The 15,441-nt window shown below is 62.6% G+C and carries 11 protein-coding genes and 2 riboswitches; of the genes, 8 read left to right on the top strand and 3 right to left on the bottom strand.

Features of this window, described 5'->3' with window-relative positions; translation table 11 throughout:
- Positions 1 to 20 precede the first annotated feature (20 nt).
- Positions 21 to 944, bottom strand: a complete 924-nt coding sequence (locus MRUB_RS08695) for an alpha/beta hydrolase family protein (protein WP_013013978.1) — start codon at positions 942 to 944, stop codon at positions 21 to 23.
- 165 nt (positions 945 to 1,109) lie between these two features.
- Here MRUB_RS08695 and mglB point away from each other — a divergent pair, with 165 nt between their 5' ends.
- The 5 genes from mglB to gcvP all read left to right on the top strand — a co-directional run bounded on the left by mglB (position 1,110) and on the right by gcvP (position 6,920).
- Entirely contained in the window at positions 1,110 to 1,601 is a 492-nt protein-coding gene (gene mglB, locus MRUB_RS08690) for a GTPase-activating protein MglB (RefSeq protein WP_013013977.1), read from the top strand.
- 2 nt (positions 1,602 to 1,603) lie between these two features.
- Positions 1,604 to 2,194, top strand: coding sequence for a GTPase MglA (gene mglA / locus MRUB_RS08685; protein ID WP_013013976.1), 591 nt, complete (start codon positions 1,604 to 1,606; stop codon positions 2,192 to 2,194).
- Between the two features lie 141 nt (positions 2,195 to 2,335).
- A complete protein-coding gene (gene gcvT, locus MRUB_RS08680) occupies positions 2,336 to 3,391 on the top strand; it encodes a glycine cleavage system aminomethyltransferase GcvT (protein WP_013013975.1) in 1,056 nt (351 codons plus the stop codon).
- Positions 3,392 to 3,443: 52 nt separating this feature from the next.
- Positions 3,444 to 3,824, top strand: a complete 381-nt coding sequence (gene gcvH, locus MRUB_RS08675; protein WP_013013974.1) for a glycine cleavage system protein GcvH — start codon at positions 3,444 to 3,446, stop codon at positions 3,822 to 3,824.
- Between the two features lie 76 nt (positions 3,825 to 3,900).
- A riboswitch (glycine riboswitch) is annotated at positions 3,901 to 3,988 on the top strand.
- Positions 3,989 to 4,070: 82 nt separating this feature from the next.
- The gene (gene gcvP / locus MRUB_RS08670) at positions 4,071 to 6,920 is read left to right on the top strand and encodes an aminomethyl-transferring glycine dehydrogenase (RefSeq protein ID WP_013013973.1); all 2,850 of its coding nucleotides are present in this window, start codon (positions 4,071 to 4,073) and stop codon (positions 6,918 to 6,920) included.
- 233 nt (positions 6,921 to 7,153) lie between these two features.
- Here gcvP and metX read toward each other — a convergent pair whose 3' ends face one another.
- Together metX and MRUB_RS08660 are read right to left on the bottom strand one after the other, a co-directional pair.
- A complete protein-coding gene (gene metX / locus MRUB_RS08665) occupies positions 7,154 to 8,293 on the bottom strand; it encodes a homoserine O-acetyltransferase MetX (protein WP_013013972.1) in 1,140 nt (379 codons plus the stop codon).
- Positions 8,294 to 8,331: 38 nt separating this feature from the next.
- Entirely contained in the window at positions 8,332 to 9,624 is a 1,293-nt protein-coding gene (locus MRUB_RS08660; RefSeq protein ID WP_013013971.1) for an O-acetylhomoserine aminocarboxypropyltransferase/cysteine synthase family protein, read from the bottom strand.
- A gap of 247 nt (positions 9,625 to 9,871) precedes the next feature.
- A riboswitch (SAM riboswitch) is annotated at positions 9,872 to 9,989 on the bottom strand.
- A 123-nt stretch (positions 9,990 to 10,112) separates the two neighbouring features.
- On the opposite strand from MRUB_RS08660, the gene gatC reads away from it, so the two are divergent.
- From gatC to rpoB, 3 genes are all read left to right on the top strand, one after another.
- Positions 10,113 to 10,400, top strand: a complete 288-nt coding sequence (gatC, locus tag MRUB_RS08655; protein ID WP_015586882.1) for an Asp-tRNA(Asn)/Glu-tRNA(Gln) amidotransferase subunit GatC — start codon at positions 10,113 to 10,115, stop codon at positions 10,398 to 10,400.
- 28 nt (positions 10,401 to 10,428) lie between these two features.
- Entirely contained in the window at positions 10,429 to 11,703 is a 1,275-nt protein-coding gene (serS, locus tag MRUB_RS08650) for a serine--tRNA ligase (protein ID WP_013013969.1), read from the top strand.
- A 301-nt stretch (positions 11,704 to 12,004) separates the two neighbouring features.
- Positions 12,005 to 15,379: a DNA-directed RNA polymerase subunit beta gene (gene rpoB, locus MRUB_RS08645; protein ID WP_013013968.1), complete on the top strand. Its 3,375-nt coding sequence runs from the start codon at positions 12,005 to 12,007 to the stop codon at positions 15,377 to 15,379.
- The last annotated feature ends 62 nt before the right edge of the window (positions 15,380 to 15,441 follow it).

Below are 15,441 nucleotides of genomic sequence, written 5' to 3'. Positions count from 1 at the left end.
CTCGAGCCTGGCCGGGCCCTTCAGTTAAGCGCGCTGCGAAAGAAAGCCACGGCTCGCTGTATCAGCCGGCTGTAATCCTGCCCACGGAAGGTATGGCCGGCCCCGGGATAACTGAAACACTCGTGCTCAACCCTGTTTTTTCGCAAAGCCGCGCAAATTTCCTGGGCCCAGGCATAGGGGGTCTGGGGATCCTGGGTGCCGTGGTGTACCTGCACCCTGGCCCGCAAACGGCCATAATAGTTAATCGGTGACACCTGGGCTAGGTTTGGGGGAGGGTTGCGGGCTTCCTGGCAACCGCGCAGGCCATTGGTAAAGACATTGCAGATCTGCTGGGCATTTTTTAGGTCGTTGCCGTGCATGGTGCCATAGAGCAACAGGGCGCGAATGCTGGGGTCGACCACCGCCACCCGCTGGGCGATGCCACCCCCCATGCTGTGCCCCATCAGGCCGATGCTTGGGCGGGCTTTGGTCAGGGGCCCGCTACCGGCCTGGGCCCGAATTATAGCCACCAAATCGAGGATTTCCTTCGCGTACTGCAGGCGCCAGGGGCTTTGCTCGGGGCGTCCCTGGGACAGACCATGCCCCCGGAGGTTGGGGTGAAGGGTGACGAACCCAGCCCGGGCCAGGGCATCGGCGTAGCGGGTGGTGTAGGTCAGGGTTTGGTAGGTGGCGGGGTTGACATACCCGTGAATCACGACCACCACCGGGAAACGGCCCTCCTGGTTGGGCACGTTCATAAAGCCGTACATCTGAAGCCCATCCGAGGGGTAGCGCACCAGGTAGCGGGTAAAGCTCGAGTTGCGCTCTAAAACCCGCTCGATGCTGAGCAGGCCACCGCCAAAGCGCTGGCGCGTGAGTTCGTCGATGGTGGCGGGATTCTGGGCCAGGGCCAGGGGGCCGAGCAGCACCAGACAAGGCCAGATTACCCCGAAGAAGCGTTGCATAAACGCCAAGATAAGCTGCGCGGGGCCGATTCAGTCTGCTCTGATGCACACTGCTTTTGCTCAGCTGAGACCGGAGAGCTGCTCGCGGCGATCTTTGCGCACAAAACCACCCAGCGTAATTCGTCACAGGGGTGGGTAACGGGTGCGTGTTACACTGGGCCTGGTATGGTTGAGCCTGCAATCGCGCTCTTCGGGGGGGCCTATGAAAAGGCCTCGCACGTCCTCGAGGAGCTCCTTCGCGAGACGGGGGCCCGTTACGTGCTTTTGCTTGACCGCAAGGGCTTTGTGCTGGCACACAAAGAGGCCCTGTGGGCGCCCCGGCCCCCGGCCCTGGACTCGCTGGCTACTTTGATTGCTGGTAACGCGGCAGCTACCCAGGCTTTGGCTAAAATGCTCGGCGAGCCTCGCTTTAACGAACTTCTGCACCAAGGGGCCACCTACGGCCTGTACGCTGAAGAAGTGGGGGATCTGGCCCTGCTGGTGATTATCTTCGACAACACGGCCCCGGTGGGGCGGGTCAAGCTATTTGGTAAACGGGCCGTACAGTCGCTCGAGGTCATCACCAAAGAGGCCCTGGTAGAACCGGGCACCTTGGGGATTGATCGCGAGTACCACGCTGGGGCCAGCGCCCTTCTGGACGAACTATTTGGTAACTAACTATGAGCACGATCAACTTTGCCGCCCGGGAGATCAACTTCAAGATCGTCTACTACGGCCCCGGTATGTCCGGTAAGACCACCAACCTCAAATGGGTTTTCCAGCAGGTGCCGCAAAACCGCAAAGGTGAGATGGTCTCGCTGGCCACCGAGGATGAACGCACCCTGTTCTTCGACTTTTTACCCGTGGATCTGGGCGAGGTTAAGGGCTTCAAAACCCGCTTTCACCTGTACACCGTGCCGGGGCAGGTGTTTTACAACGCCAGCCGCAAGCTCATTTTGCGGGGCGTGGACGGGATTGTCTTTGTGGCCGACTCGGCCCCCAACCGCCTGCGGGCCAATGCAGAATCCATGCGCAACCTGCGCGAAAACCTGGCTGAGTACGGCATAAAGGTAGAGGACATCCCCCTTGTGCTACAGGCCAACAAGCGCGATGCCCCCGATGCCTTACCGGTGGAGATGATCCAGGCGGTGATTGACCCCGAGATGCGGCTGCCCATCTTTGAGGCCATCGCTACCAATGGCGTTGGGGTGTTCGAGACCCTGAAGGCTGTGAGCCGTCAGGTGCTGGCCCGCGTGGCGTCGGCTGGCTAGCTTACGCCAGGTTGACGTACCGCCCAACCGTTCACGGTATTGGTTGTGCGCATCGTTGGGCTTTCTAAAAAGTAACGATGCTGCCGTAGTGCGTGTTACAACCTTCGGGCCTGGGCCCCTGGGTTGGTATGCTGAAGCGGCATGAAAACCACACCACTTCACCAAGCCCATCTGGCCCTGGGAGCCAGGATGGTGCCTTTTGCCGGTTACGAGATGCCCATCCAGTACACCTCCATCACCTCCGAACACCTGGCCGTTCGGGGGTTGGTGGGGATGTTTGATGTGAGCCATATGGGTGAGTTCTGGATAAAAGGGCCGGGGGCCCTCGAGTTTTTGCAGTACGCCACCCTGAACGATGTGACTAAGCTTAAAGTGGGCCGGGCCCACTACTCCATGCTGCCCAATGCGCAAGGGGGCGTGGTGGACGACATTTACCTGTACCGCACCGGCGAAGAGGAATACCTGATGGTGGTGAACGCCGCCAACATCGAGAAGGACTGGGAACATCTTCAGCGCCTGGCGGAAGGCTTTGAGGTGAGGCTCGAGGACGCCTCCGATTTTTTTGCCCTGATTGCGGTGCAGGGCCCCCAGGCGGTGGCAGTGCTGCAAAAGCTCTGCGACACCGACCTGGTCTCGCGCAAGAAGAACGACACCTTCATGGGCAAGCTGGCAGGCAAGTGGGTGCGCTTTGCCCGCACCGGCTACACCGGCGAGGACGGCTACGAGGTGTTCGTGGCCCCCGACGAAGCCCCGGCGGTCTGGGCGGCCCTCCTGGAGGCTGGGGTGACCCCTTGTGGTCTGGGGGCGCGCGATACCTTGAGGCTCGAGGCCGGCTTTCCCCTGTACGGCCACGAACTCACCGACACCACCAACCCCCTATGCACCCCTTTCGACTGGGTGGTCAAGGGCCAGAAGGAGTTTTTCGGTAAACAGGCCATGCTGGACGCGGCCTGCGAGCGCCGGCTGGTGGGGCTGCTGGTCGAGGGGGGGATTCCGCGCGAGGGCTACCGGGTGCTGGGAGGGGGCAAGGAGGTCGGCATCCTTACCTCAGGAACCCACTCCCCCGTGCTCAAAAAGGGCATTGGGCTGGCCTATGTGCAGTCCGACTGGGCCGGGGTGGGCACCGCACTGGAGGTGGAGATTCGCGGCCGGGCCGCGCCGGCCGCTGTGGTCGAGACGCCTTTCGTGAAGCGCTAGGTGTTGCGCGTAGGGGCCTTTCAGGCAATAAACTGACAGCCGAGGTGAGACGATGAATTATCCTTCCGAGCTCAAGTACACCAAATCGCACGAATGGGTTCGCCTCGAGGGCGACGTGGCCGTGGTGGGCATCACCGACTTCGCCCAGGACGCCCTGGGGGATGTGGTGTTTGTGGACTTGCCGCAGGTGGGTAAGGCCGTGGAGGCTGGTTCGGCGGTGGCGGTGGTGGAGTCGGTCAAGACCGCCTCCGACATCTACGCCCCGGTGGCCGGGGAGATCCTCGAGGTCAACAGCGCTTTGTCCGATAAGCCCGAGCTCATCAACCAGTCGCCCTACGGCGAGGGCTGGCTGTTCAAAATGCGGGTGAACCCGGCGGATCTGAACGGGCTCTTATCGGCGGTGGAGTACCAGGCCGTGGCAGAAAGCCAGTAGACCTCGAAACAAAACTGTACAAGTGTCACTTTTTGACCTGTGCAGGTTTGGGCTATCATGGCTTTGGTACAAGCAGCGCGCTGCTGATGGGAGAGATGGGCCAGCCCCACGCCGAAGGAGCAACCACCCCGGAAACTCTCAGGCAAAAGGACCACAGCAGTGAAATCTGGAGAGAGGCGCCAAGCGCCCGCCGACGGGATAACACTCTCAGGCAAAAGGACAGATGGGGTCAGTGGAGGAGACCGCATGACCCCTGAACGCAAACCCCGTTCCACCGATTTCTCGCGCCGCCACATTGGCCCCACCCCTGCGGACATCGAGCAGATGCTGCAAGCCGTGGGGGTTTCCTCGCTGGAGGAACTCATCCAACAGACCGTGCCGGCCTCCATCCGCGAGGCCGAGCCGCTCAACATTGGCCCTGGCCTGAGCGAGACCGAGATGCTGGCGCGCATGCGGGCCATCGCCAGCAAGAACCAGGTGTTTACCTCGCTCATCGGGCAGGGCTACTACGGCACTATTCTGCCCCCGGTGATCCAGCGCAACCTGCTGGAAAACCCGGCCTGGTACACCGCCTACACCCCCTACCAGCCCGAGATTAGCCAGGGCCGCCTCGAGGCCTTGCTCAACTTCCAGACCATGGTGGCCGACCTCACCGGCCTGGACATCGCCAACGCCTCCCTCCTGGACGAAGCCACGGCGGCGGCCGAGGCCATGGCGGTGGCCCAGCGAAGTTGCAAAGCCCCGCGCACGGCCTTTTTTGTGGACAGGAACGTGCACCCCCAGACGCTGGCGGTTTTGCAGACCCGGGCCGAACCCCTGGGCTGGCAGCTGGTGGTGGGCGACCCCGAGACCGACCTGAACCCGGAGGGGCTGTTTGGGGCTATCTTTCAGTACCCCGATACCCTCGGCCAGATCCGCGACCTGCGTGGCCCCATCGAGCGGGTTAAGGCGGCTGGCGGGCTGGCAGTGGTGGCCGCCGATCTGTTGGCCCTGACCCTGCTCACCCCGCCCGGCGAGCTGGGGGCCGATATCGCGGTGGGCTCGGCCCAGCGCTTTGGGGTTCCCATGGGCTACGGCGGGCCCCACGCCGGCTACATGGCGATCAGGGACGCCCTCAAGCGGGCCCTGCCCGGGCGACTGGTGGGGGTTTCGATCGACTCGAGGGGCAACCGGGCCTACCGCCTGACCCTCCAGACCCGCGAGCAGCACATCCGCCGCGAAAAGGCCACCTCCAACATCTGCACCGCGCAGGTGTTGCTGGCGGTGATTGCCTCGATGTACGCGGTCTACCACGGGCCCGAAGGCCTGCGCGAGATTGCCCAGAGCGTGCACGACAAAACCGCGGTGCTGGCCGCGGGCCTGAAGCGCCTGGGTTTTGAGCGGGTCAATGCCCACTTCTTCGATACCCTGACCATCCGGGCCGAGGGCCGGGTAGAGGAAATTTTGGCCGAGGCCCGCCGCCGCCGCATCAACCTGCGCAAAGTGGACGAGGCCCACATCGGCATCGCCCTCGACGAGACCACCACCCCCGAGGTCATCGAGGCGGTCTGGCAGGCCTTTGGGGGCGACTTCCGGTACCAGGACTTTGTCCCCGAAAATCACCTACCGGCTGCCTTGCAGCGCACCAGCCCCTACCTGACCCACCCGGTCTTCAACCGCTACCACTCCGAAACCGAGTTGATGCGCTACATGCGCCGCCTGGCCGACCGCGACCTGGCGCTCGACCGCGCCATGATTCCCCTGGGCTCCTGCACCATGAAGCTCAACGCCGCGGCCGAGATGATTCCCATTAGCTGGCCCGAGTTCGCCAATTTGCACCCCTTTGCACCCGCCGAGCAGGCCCAGGGCTACCACGAGCTCTTCGAAACCCTGAGCCGCTGGCTGTGTGAAATCACCGGCTACGACGCGGTATCGCTCCAGCCCAACTCCGGGGCCCAGGGCGAGTATGCCGGGCTGCTGGCTATCCGGGCCTACCACCGCTCGAGGGGTGAGGGGCACCGCAACGTCTGTTTGATTCCTTCCTCGGCCCACGGCACCAACCCGGCCTCGGCCCATATGGCCGGGATGGAGGTGGTGGTGGTGGCCTGCGATGCGCAGGGCTACGTGGATCTGAACGACCTCGAGGCCAAAGCAAAGCAGCACGCCGACAGACTGGCGGCGGTGATGGTTACCTACCCCTCTACCCACGGGGTGTTTGAGGAGAAGATACGCGAGCTGTGCGAAATCGTGCACCGCTACGGAGGGCAGGTCTACCTGGACGGGGCCAACCTCAACGCCCAGGTGGGGCTGGCCAAACCTGGCCACTACGGGGCCGATGTTTCGCACCTCAACCTGCACAAGACCTTCGCCATTCCTCACGGTGGGGGCGGGCCGGGGATGGGCCCCATCGCGGTCAAGGCCCACCTGGCCCCTTTCCTGCCGGGGCACCCCGTGCTCGACGGTGGGACGGCTCCGGTGGGGCCGGTGGCGGCGGCCCCCTACGGCTCCGCCTCAATTCTGCCCATATCGTTCGCCTACATCTGGATGATGGGCAGCGAGGGGCTCAAGCGGGCCACCGAGGTGGCCATCCTGAACGCCAACTACATTGCCAGCCGGCTCGAGCCCTACTTTCCGGTGCTCTACAAAAACGAAAAAGGCCGGGTGGCCCACGAGTGCATCCTCGACCCCCGGGCCTTCAAGGCCCGCTGCGACATCACCGCCGAAGACATTGCCAAGCGCCTGATTGACTTTGGCTTTCATGCCCCCACCATGAGCTTTCCGGTGGCCGGAACCCTGATGGTCGAGCCGACCGAGTCGGAGTCGAAGCACGAACTCGATCGCTTTATCAACGCCATGATCGCCATCCGCCAGGAAATCGCCCAGATCGAGCGGGGCGAACTCACCGCCGAGGAAAGCCCCCTGCGCCACGCCCCCCACACCGTGCTGGATCTGGCCGATGAGAACTGGAACCGCAAATACACCCGGGCCCAGGGCTGCTTCCCTGCCGGTCAGTCGGCCATGGATAAGTACTGGAGCCCGGTGAACCGGGTGGATAATGTCTACGGCGATCGCAACATCGTTTGTTCCTGTCCGCCGGTGGAGGAATACGCGTCCTGAGTAGCCCGGCAATCTCCAGCACGGGGTTTTTACGCTGGCTAGGGCAGGCCCGAACAATCCGCTATTGCTTGGGGTGGGTTGCCCCGACCAGTGATCTTTGATGCGTGTTTTGGTGGTATCGCTCACTCTGACAAGGCCAAACGATACCACCGATCTTTACCTTTGCCTGCGTCCGGTGGTACAGGTATGAAGCGTATTCCTTGTGGGCTGGCGTGAGGCCGGAAAACGCGGTGCTACAGGAAGTCGCCCAGAATGCGCTCGACCTGGTCGGTTTCGATTAGAAAGGCATCGTGTCCGTGCGGGCTGTGAATTTCACGGTAGATGCCACCGCTCAGAGCAGCCATCTCGCGAACTTCCTGGGCGGTATAGAGCACATCTGTGTTGATCCCAACAAACAGGCTGGGGATGCGCCTTAGCTGGCGCAGCGCTGCCTCGAGGCCCCCGCGCCCGCGCCCCACATCGTGGGTGTCCATGGCCTCTGAGAGGGTGAGGTAGGCGTTGGCATCGAAGCGCTTGGCAAATTTTTCACCCTGGTAAAGCACATAGCTTTCCCCCCGCTCGGGGTGCTGCTGCCAGCGCAGGCGGAAGGAGTCGGGGGAGCGAAAGGAGAGCATGGCAATGGCCCGGCCGAGCTGGAGCCCCAGGGGTTGCTCGGTGTAATAGCCGCCCTGGTAGCCGGGGTCGGCCAGCACCGCCTCGCGCGAAAGCCGGTTGAAGGCCCGGGCCCAGGGGCTGTGCACCGGCGGTGCGGCCAACACTACCAGTTTGTTCACACGGTCTGGATAGAGCAGGGCGAACTCCAGCGCCACCATGCCCCCCAGGCTGCCGCCCAGCAGGGTCACCTTTTCGATGCCCAGGAAGTCCAGTAGTTTGGCCTGGGCTCGAGCCAGGTCGCGCACGGTGAGCTTGGGAAACTCCGGGCCATACGGGCGCCCGGTCTCGGGATTCTGCGAGAGCGGGCCGGTCGAGCCGTAGCAACTGCCGATGTGGTTGGCGCAGATGACAAAGTACTTCTCGGTATCCAGCATGCGGCCCGGCCCGGCCAGCTCATCCCACCAGCCATCCGGCCCGAAGGCCTGGTCCAATTTGGGCAGGCTGCGCAGGGTTTCCTGGGTGTAGGTACCGGCCAGGTGCGCCGAGCCCGTCCAGGCGTGGAAGACCAGCACCGCGTTGCTGCGCTCGAAGTTGAGCTGGCCGTAGGTCTCGTAGCGCATGCGCAGCTCGGGCAGCACACCGCCGTACTCGAGGCGAAAGCCGCCGGCCACCAGGGCCTGGGCCGGCACCGGCGGTGGTACCCGGCCCCGGCTTTTGGGCGGTTTAATCAGCAGGGCTTCATGGTCGCCCCAGGCCTCTTGAATAAGCAGATCGCTCATTTTATTCGCCCTCGCTACACCGCAAAGCGCCAGGGCGGTTAGACGCCCACCCTCGAGCGCAGGGCCTGCTTGAGGTCGGCTTGGATGTCTTCGATGGCCTCCAGCCCCACGCTAATTCGCACCAACTCGGGGTTGACCCCCGCGCGAACCTGCTCCTCCGGCGATAGCTGGGAGTGGGTGGTGGAGGCGGGGTGGATGGCCAGGGTGCGGGTATCGCCCACATTGGCCAGGTGGGAGACCAGCTCGAGCCGGTTGATGAAGCTCTTGGCGGCCTCGTATCCACCCTTGAGGCCGAAGGTAAGCACCGATCCCGGCCTGCCCTTGAAGTACTTCTGGGCCTTGGCATAACTGGGGTGGTCGTCCAGGCCGGGGTAGTTGACCCAGGCCACCTCGTCCTGCTCACGCAGCCAGTGGGCCAGGGCCAGGGTGTTCTGCACGTGCCGCTCCGAGCGCAGCGAGAGGGTCTCGAGGCCCAGGAGCAGCAAGAAAGCCTCGAAAGGCCCCAGGCACTGCCCCTGGTCGCGCAGGCCGTCCACGCGGGCCTTGATGATGAAGGCCAGGTTGCCCAGGGCCTTGTGCAGCTCGAGGCCGTGGTAGCCGGGCTGGGGCTGGGTAATCAGGGGGTAGCGCCCGTTGTCCCAGTTGAAGTTGCCGCCGTCCACAATCAGGCCAGCGATGGCCGCACCGTGCCCCCCAATCCACTTGGTACCGGAGTGGGTTACCACGTTGGCCCCCCACTCGATGGGGCGGAAGAGATAGCCCCCGTGCCCAAAGGTGTTGTCCACAATCAGGGCGATGCCCCGCTCCTGGGCGGCCTGGGCGATGAGCTCGAAGTCGGGGATGTTGAGGGCCGGGTTGCCCAGCGACTCCAGGTACCAGAAGCGGGTTTTATCGTCGGTCAGGCGGATGAAATCGTCCACGCTCTCGGCGCTGTCGGTAAAACGGCTTTCAATGCCAAGCCGGGGCAGCGTCACTTTGAACTGGTTGATGCTGCCCCCGTAGAGGTTGGGGGTGGACACAAAGTTATCGCCGGCCTGGGCGATGTTGGTGATAGCCAGGAACTGCGCGGCATGGCCCGAGCTGGTGGCCAGGGCCGCCACCCCCCCCTCGAGGGCCGCGATGCGCTTCTCCAGCACATCGGTGGTGGGGTTCATGATGCGGGTATAAATGTTGCCGAACTCCTGCAACCCAAAGAGCCGGGCGGCGTGGTCGGCGTCCTTGAACTGATACGAGGTGGTGGCGTAGATGGGCACCTGACGGGCCCCAGTGGTGGGGTCGGGGCTGTAGCCGGCGTGTAGTTGCAGGGTCTCGAAACGGTGTTTTTGCGACATGCTGCTCTCCTACCACCCAGCGGACGGCGGCCAGGGCCGCCTGTTCCGATGGGAAATGATCCGCGTGGGATTTGGGGCGCTATCTTGGTAGGAGTTTTGCTATAGCAAAACCCCCTACCAGACGTTCTTTTATGACTGGAAGGGGGTACGGCTTCGACATCCCGCTGCGCCACTTTGTGTGCGCTCCCTTCTCTTATCTTTCCCAACTGCCAGGCTATGCCTAGCCTTGAACATCGTGTGCCTACAACGTTCAGCAGTCGGGCCGGAATTAGCACCTTGCAAAAAGCCATCTGGTGATGAGCAGAGGCTTTTTGTGGGTTGCTGCGACTTCGCAGGGCCGATCCCTCCATCGCTCTGGATAAAAGAACTTGATTGATTGTGGCCGCGCCCCAGCGCGGATAGATGTGAGTCTAGATAGACAACCCTGTGATGTCAAGCCCAGCCCTCGAGCTGTACCCTCCAGCCTTGTGGACGTTAGAATGGCACGCATGGAGATTACGCCGGAACTGGTGAAACATCTGAGCAGGCTTTCGCGGCTTGCTCTTACACCGGAGGAAGAGGCCAGGCTCGAGGGCGAGCTGCGCTCGATCGTGGGCTTTTTTGAAAAATTGAATGAGCTGAACACCGAGGGCCTGCCCGAGATGGCCCGGCCGGTGGAGATCACCAACCGCCTGCGGGCCGATCAGGTTCGCCCCTCGCTCGCACAGGAACAAGCCCTGTCGGTGGCTATAGAAGCGCACGAGGGCCAATTTAAGGTGCCCAGGGTTATAGAATAGCCGATGCGTTTGCACCCTTGGACTTTTTATGCTAGACATCAAATTCATCCGTGAGAACCCCGAAGCCGTTCGTCAGGCCATAGAAAAAAAAGGTCTTACCCTCGAGCTCGACAAACTGCTCGAACTCGACCAGGAGGTGCAGACCCTCAAGCGCACCATTGAAAAAATACAGGCCGAACGCAACGCCAACGCCAAGGCAGCGGCCAGGGCTAAGCCGGAAGAGCGGGCCGCCATGATCGAGCGGGGCAAAGAGATTGGCCGCCAGCTGGCCGAGCTCGAGCCCCAGTTGCGCACCCTCGAGGCCCAGCTCAAGCAGCTCCTCTACCTGACCCCCACCCTTCCCTGGGAAGGCGCCCCGGTGGGCCCGGACGACTCTTTTAACGTCGAGACGCGGGTGCACGGCAATCCGCGCACCTTCCTGTTTGAACCGCTGGATCACGTGGCCCTGATGGAAAAGAACGGCTGGGGTGATTTTGAGCGTGCCGCTAAGGTCTCCGGCTCACGTTCTTACATCCTTAAGGGCGATCTGATGGTCTACGAGCAGGCCCTGCTGCGGTTTGCCCTCGACCGGATGATCCAGGCCGGCTTCACGCCGATGAGCGTGCCCAGCCTGACCAAAGAGGAGGCGCTTTATGCCCACGGACAGTTTCCTGCTGCCCGCGACCAGGTCTACGCGGTGGATGGGGGGGAGGTCTACCTGGCGGGTACCGCCGAGGTGCTGCTGAACTACCTGCACGCTGGGGAAATCCTCGCGGAGACAGAACTTCCTAAGACCTACTGTGCGCTCTCGCCCTGTTTTCGCAGCGAGGCCGGCTCCGCCGGAAGGGATGTGCGGGGCCTGATGCGCGTTCACCAGTTCAATAAGGTGGAGCAGTACGTGCTGTGTAAAGCCGATTTGGACGAATCGAATCGCTGGTTTGAGACCATGCTTTCAATCTCCGAGGGCATTCTGCAGGCCCTCGAGCTGCCCTACCGGGTGATCGAGGTATCCACAGGGGATATGGGACTGGGCAAATACCGCCAGGTAGACCTCGAGACCTGGGTGCCCAGTGAAAACCGCTACCGCGAGACCCATTCCTGCTCGGCTTTGCTCGACTGGCAGGCCCGGCGGGCCGGCCTGCGTTACCGCGACGAGCGCGGCAAAATACACTACGCCTACACGCTCAATAACACCGCCCTGGCCACCCCCAGGATTTTAGTGATGCTGCTGGAAAACCACCAGAACGAGGATGGCACCGTGAATGTTCCCAGGGCTGTGCAGCCCTATTTCGGCAAGGAGAAGCTCGAGCCCTCGGCGTTGTAGGCAGGTCAATCTGCGGGGCGGTTCTCCTCAAACACCTCATGCTGTGTTACAATCCTGGCTATAGAGCCGAATGGTGGGGTGCGTGTATTGTGCCTTTACGTGTAGTTGTGCTACACTAACGTTTGTGTTTTGTGGCCTGCACCTCGAGTGTGACCCACAAACAGCGTAAGAGCCAGCCGCCGCAGGGAGTATTCGCCTGCGGAAGAACCCTGTTAGCTTACGAAAACCCCCAGCGACCCCAAGCAAGCCGTAGCTGCACCGCCTGCGTGCAGCCAGAGCCCATGGGTTAAGAGGTGTTTTGATGAAGATAGAGCGGTACGGCAAGATTAACGAAGTCATTCCCCTTCCACCCCTCACCGAGATTCAGGTTGATTCGTTTACCAAAGCCTTACAGGCCAACGTACCCCCCTCCAAGCGGGAAAACATCGGCCTGCAAGCGGCCTTTAAGGAGACCTTCCCGATCGAGGAGGGTGAGAAGGGGCGGGGGCTGGTGCTGGATTTTCTCGAGTACCGCCTGGGCGAACCCCCCTTCGACCAGGACGAGTGCCGGGAAAAAGACCTCACCTACCAGGCGCCGTTGTACGCAAAGCTGCTGCTGGTGCACAAGGACACCGGTCTGCTCAAAGAAGATGAAGTCTTTCTGGGCGACCTGCCCCTCATGACCCAGGACGGCTCGTTCATCGTGAATGGGGCCGACCGGGTTATCGTTTCGCAGATCCACCGCTCGCCGGGGGTGTACTTCACCGCCGACCAGACGCGCCCGGGCAGGTTCGTTGCCTCGGTGATTCCCCTGCCCAAGCGCGGCCCCTGGATTGACCTCGAGTTCGAGCAGTCCGGGGTGGTGGTGATGAAGGTCAACAAGAAGAAATTCCCCCTGGCCCTGCTGCTGCGGGTGCTGGGCTTTACCGCCGAGACCCTCAGCAAGGAGCTGGCCGATTACCCCGACCTGCTACCAGGCCTGCTGGAAGCCCAGTTCCGTGGAACCAAGGCCCTCGAGATGGGGGTGGATGAGGCCCTCCTCAAGCTTTTCACCGAGCTGCGCCCCGGCGACCCACCCAAACGCGACAAGGCCATTACCTACCTGCACTCGCTCTTGTCTGACCCGCGCCGCTATGACCTGGGCGAAGCCGGAAAGTATAAAGCCCAACAGAAGCTGGGTATTCAGCTTTCGGGGCGGATGCTAATTCGCTTTGAAAACGGCGAGTTCAAGGACGAGGCCCTATTGCCGGTGCTCAAGTACCTGTTCGCCTTGCAAAGCGGGGAGCCCGGCTACGAGGCCGACGACATCGACCACCTGGGCAACCGCCGCATTCGCACAGTGGGCGAGCTGCTGGCCGACCAGTTCCGGGTGGGGCTTTCGCGCCTGGCTCGAGGGGTGCGCGAGCGTATGCTGCTGGGTTCCCCCGAAAGCGCCACCCCGGCCAAGCTGGTCAACAACCGCCCACTGGTGGCAGCCATCCGCGAGTTTTTTGGCCGCAGCCAGCTCAGCCAGTTCAAAGACCAGACCAACCCCCTCTCGGAGCTGCGCCACAAGCGCCGCATCTCCGCCCTGGGGCCGGGCGGCCTGACCCGCGAGCGGGCCGGCTTTGACGTGCGCGACGTGCACCGCACCCACTACGGCCGCATCTGCCCCATCGAAACCCCCGAAGGTGCCAACATCGGTCTGATCTCCTCGCTGGCCTCCTTTGGCCGCATCAACGACCTGGGCTTTATCCTCACCCCGTACCGCAAGGTGATCAACGGGCGGGTCACCGACCAGGTTGACTTCATGACCGCTACCGAAGAGGACCGCTACGCCATTGCCCAGGCCAACACGCCCCTCAAGCCCGACGGCCACTTCGATACCCAGCAGGTGGTGGTGCGCAAGAAGGGCGAGCCAATGGTCATGCGTCCGGAGGAAGTGGAATACATGGATGTTTCACCCAAGCAGATTTTCTCGGTGAACACCAACCTGATTCCTTTCCTCGAGCACGACGACGCCAACCGCGCCCTGATGGGTTCCAACATGCAGGCCCAGGCGGTGCCGCTGCTACGCGCGCAAAGCCCGGTGGTGATGACCGGGGTGGAGGAGCGGGTGGTGCGCGACTCCCTTACCTCGCTGTATTCCCCTGTGGATGGGGTGGTGGAGTACGTGGACGGTTCCAAAATCCTGGTCAGGGGTGAAGACAAGGGCCTCTATGAGTTCAATCTGCGCCGCTTTGTCCGTTCGAACCAGGGCACGGCCCTCGACCAGCGACCTCGAGTCTCCAAAGGCCAGAAAGTGCGCAAGGGCGATCTGCTGGCCGACGGCCCGGCCTCCGAAGAGGGCTACCTGGCCTTGGGGCAAAACATCCTGCTAGCCATCATGCCTTTTGATGGCTACAACTACGAAGACGCGATTGTAATCTCCGAAGATCTCCTGCGCCGCGACTTCTACACCTCGGTGCACATCGAGCGCTACGAGATCGAGGCCCGCGATACCAAGCTGGGTCCTGAGCGCATCACCCGCGACATCCCCAACCTTTCCGAAGCCGCCTTGCGCGACCTGGACGAGGACGGCGTGGTGCGGATTGGGGCCGAGGTCAAGGCCGGGGATATCCTGGTGGGCCGCACCAGCTTCAAGGGTGAGACTGAACCCACCCCCGAAGAGCGGCTGCTGCGCAGCATCTTTGGGGAGAAGGCCCGGGATGTGAAGGACACCTCCCTGCGGGTGCCGCCCGGCGAAGGGGGCATCGTGGTGCGCACCCTGCGCCTGCGCCGGGGTGACCCTGGCGTAGAGCTCAAACCCGGCGTGCGCGAGGTGGTGCGGGTGTATGTGGCCCAGAAGCGCAAGCTTCAGGTGGGTGACAAGCTGGCTAACCGCCACGGTAACAAGGGCGTGGTCTCCAAAATCTTGCCGCCCGAGGACATGCCGCACATGCCCGATGGCACGCCGGTGGACATCGTGCTCAACCCGCTGGGTGTGCCCAGCCGTATGAACCTGGGCCAGATTCTAGAAACCCATCTGGGGCTGGCGGGTTACGAGCTGGGCTTGAAGTTTATTACCCCGGTATTTGATGGCATTACGGAGGAAGAGATCAAGCAGTTGCTGGGCAAGGCCTTTGACAAAAAGTGGGAGGCCCGCACCCAGGCTGGTTTTGGCCTGGATAACCGCGAGCGGGAGGTGCTGGCCAGGGCTGCCAAGCTGGGGCTGGTGAGCGCCGAGGCCAGTGAGGTGGAGCAGCTCCGGGAGGTGTTCCAGCAGGGTAAGAGCGTGCTTTACGATGGCCGCACCGGCGAGCCCATCGAGGCCCCCATTGTGGTGGGCGTGATGTACATCATGAAGCTTTACCACATGGTAGAGGACAAGATGCACGCGCGTTCCACTGGCCCTTACTCGCTCATTACCCAGCAGCCCCTGGGTGGTAAGGCCCAGTTTGGTGGACAGCGCTTCGGGGAGATGGAGGTGTGGGCGTTGGAGGCCTACGGAGCGGCCCATACCTTGCAGGAGATCCTCACCATCAAATCCGACGACATCGAGGGGCGCAACGCGGCTTACGAGGCCGTGGTCAAGGGTGAGGATGTGCCCGAGGCCAGCGTGCCGGAGAGCTTCAGGGTGTTGGTGAAGGAGTTGCAGTCGCTGGGCCTGGATGTGGAGACCTACGACGAAAATTCCCGCAACCTGGACATCTTTGAAGGGCTGGCCAGCAGACGCTAAGGCCAGGCCTGAACCTGAGAAGGGGTACCCACTGCAACGGGCCTAGATCTGAAAAGAGGCAG

This window comes from Meiothermus ruber DSM 1279, assembly GCF_000024425.1.
Taxonomy (GTDB): domain Bacteria; phylum Deinococcota; class Deinococci; order Deinococcales; family Thermaceae; genus Meiothermus; species Meiothermus ruber.
This window is presented reverse-complemented; position numbering and strand designations above follow the sequence as displayed.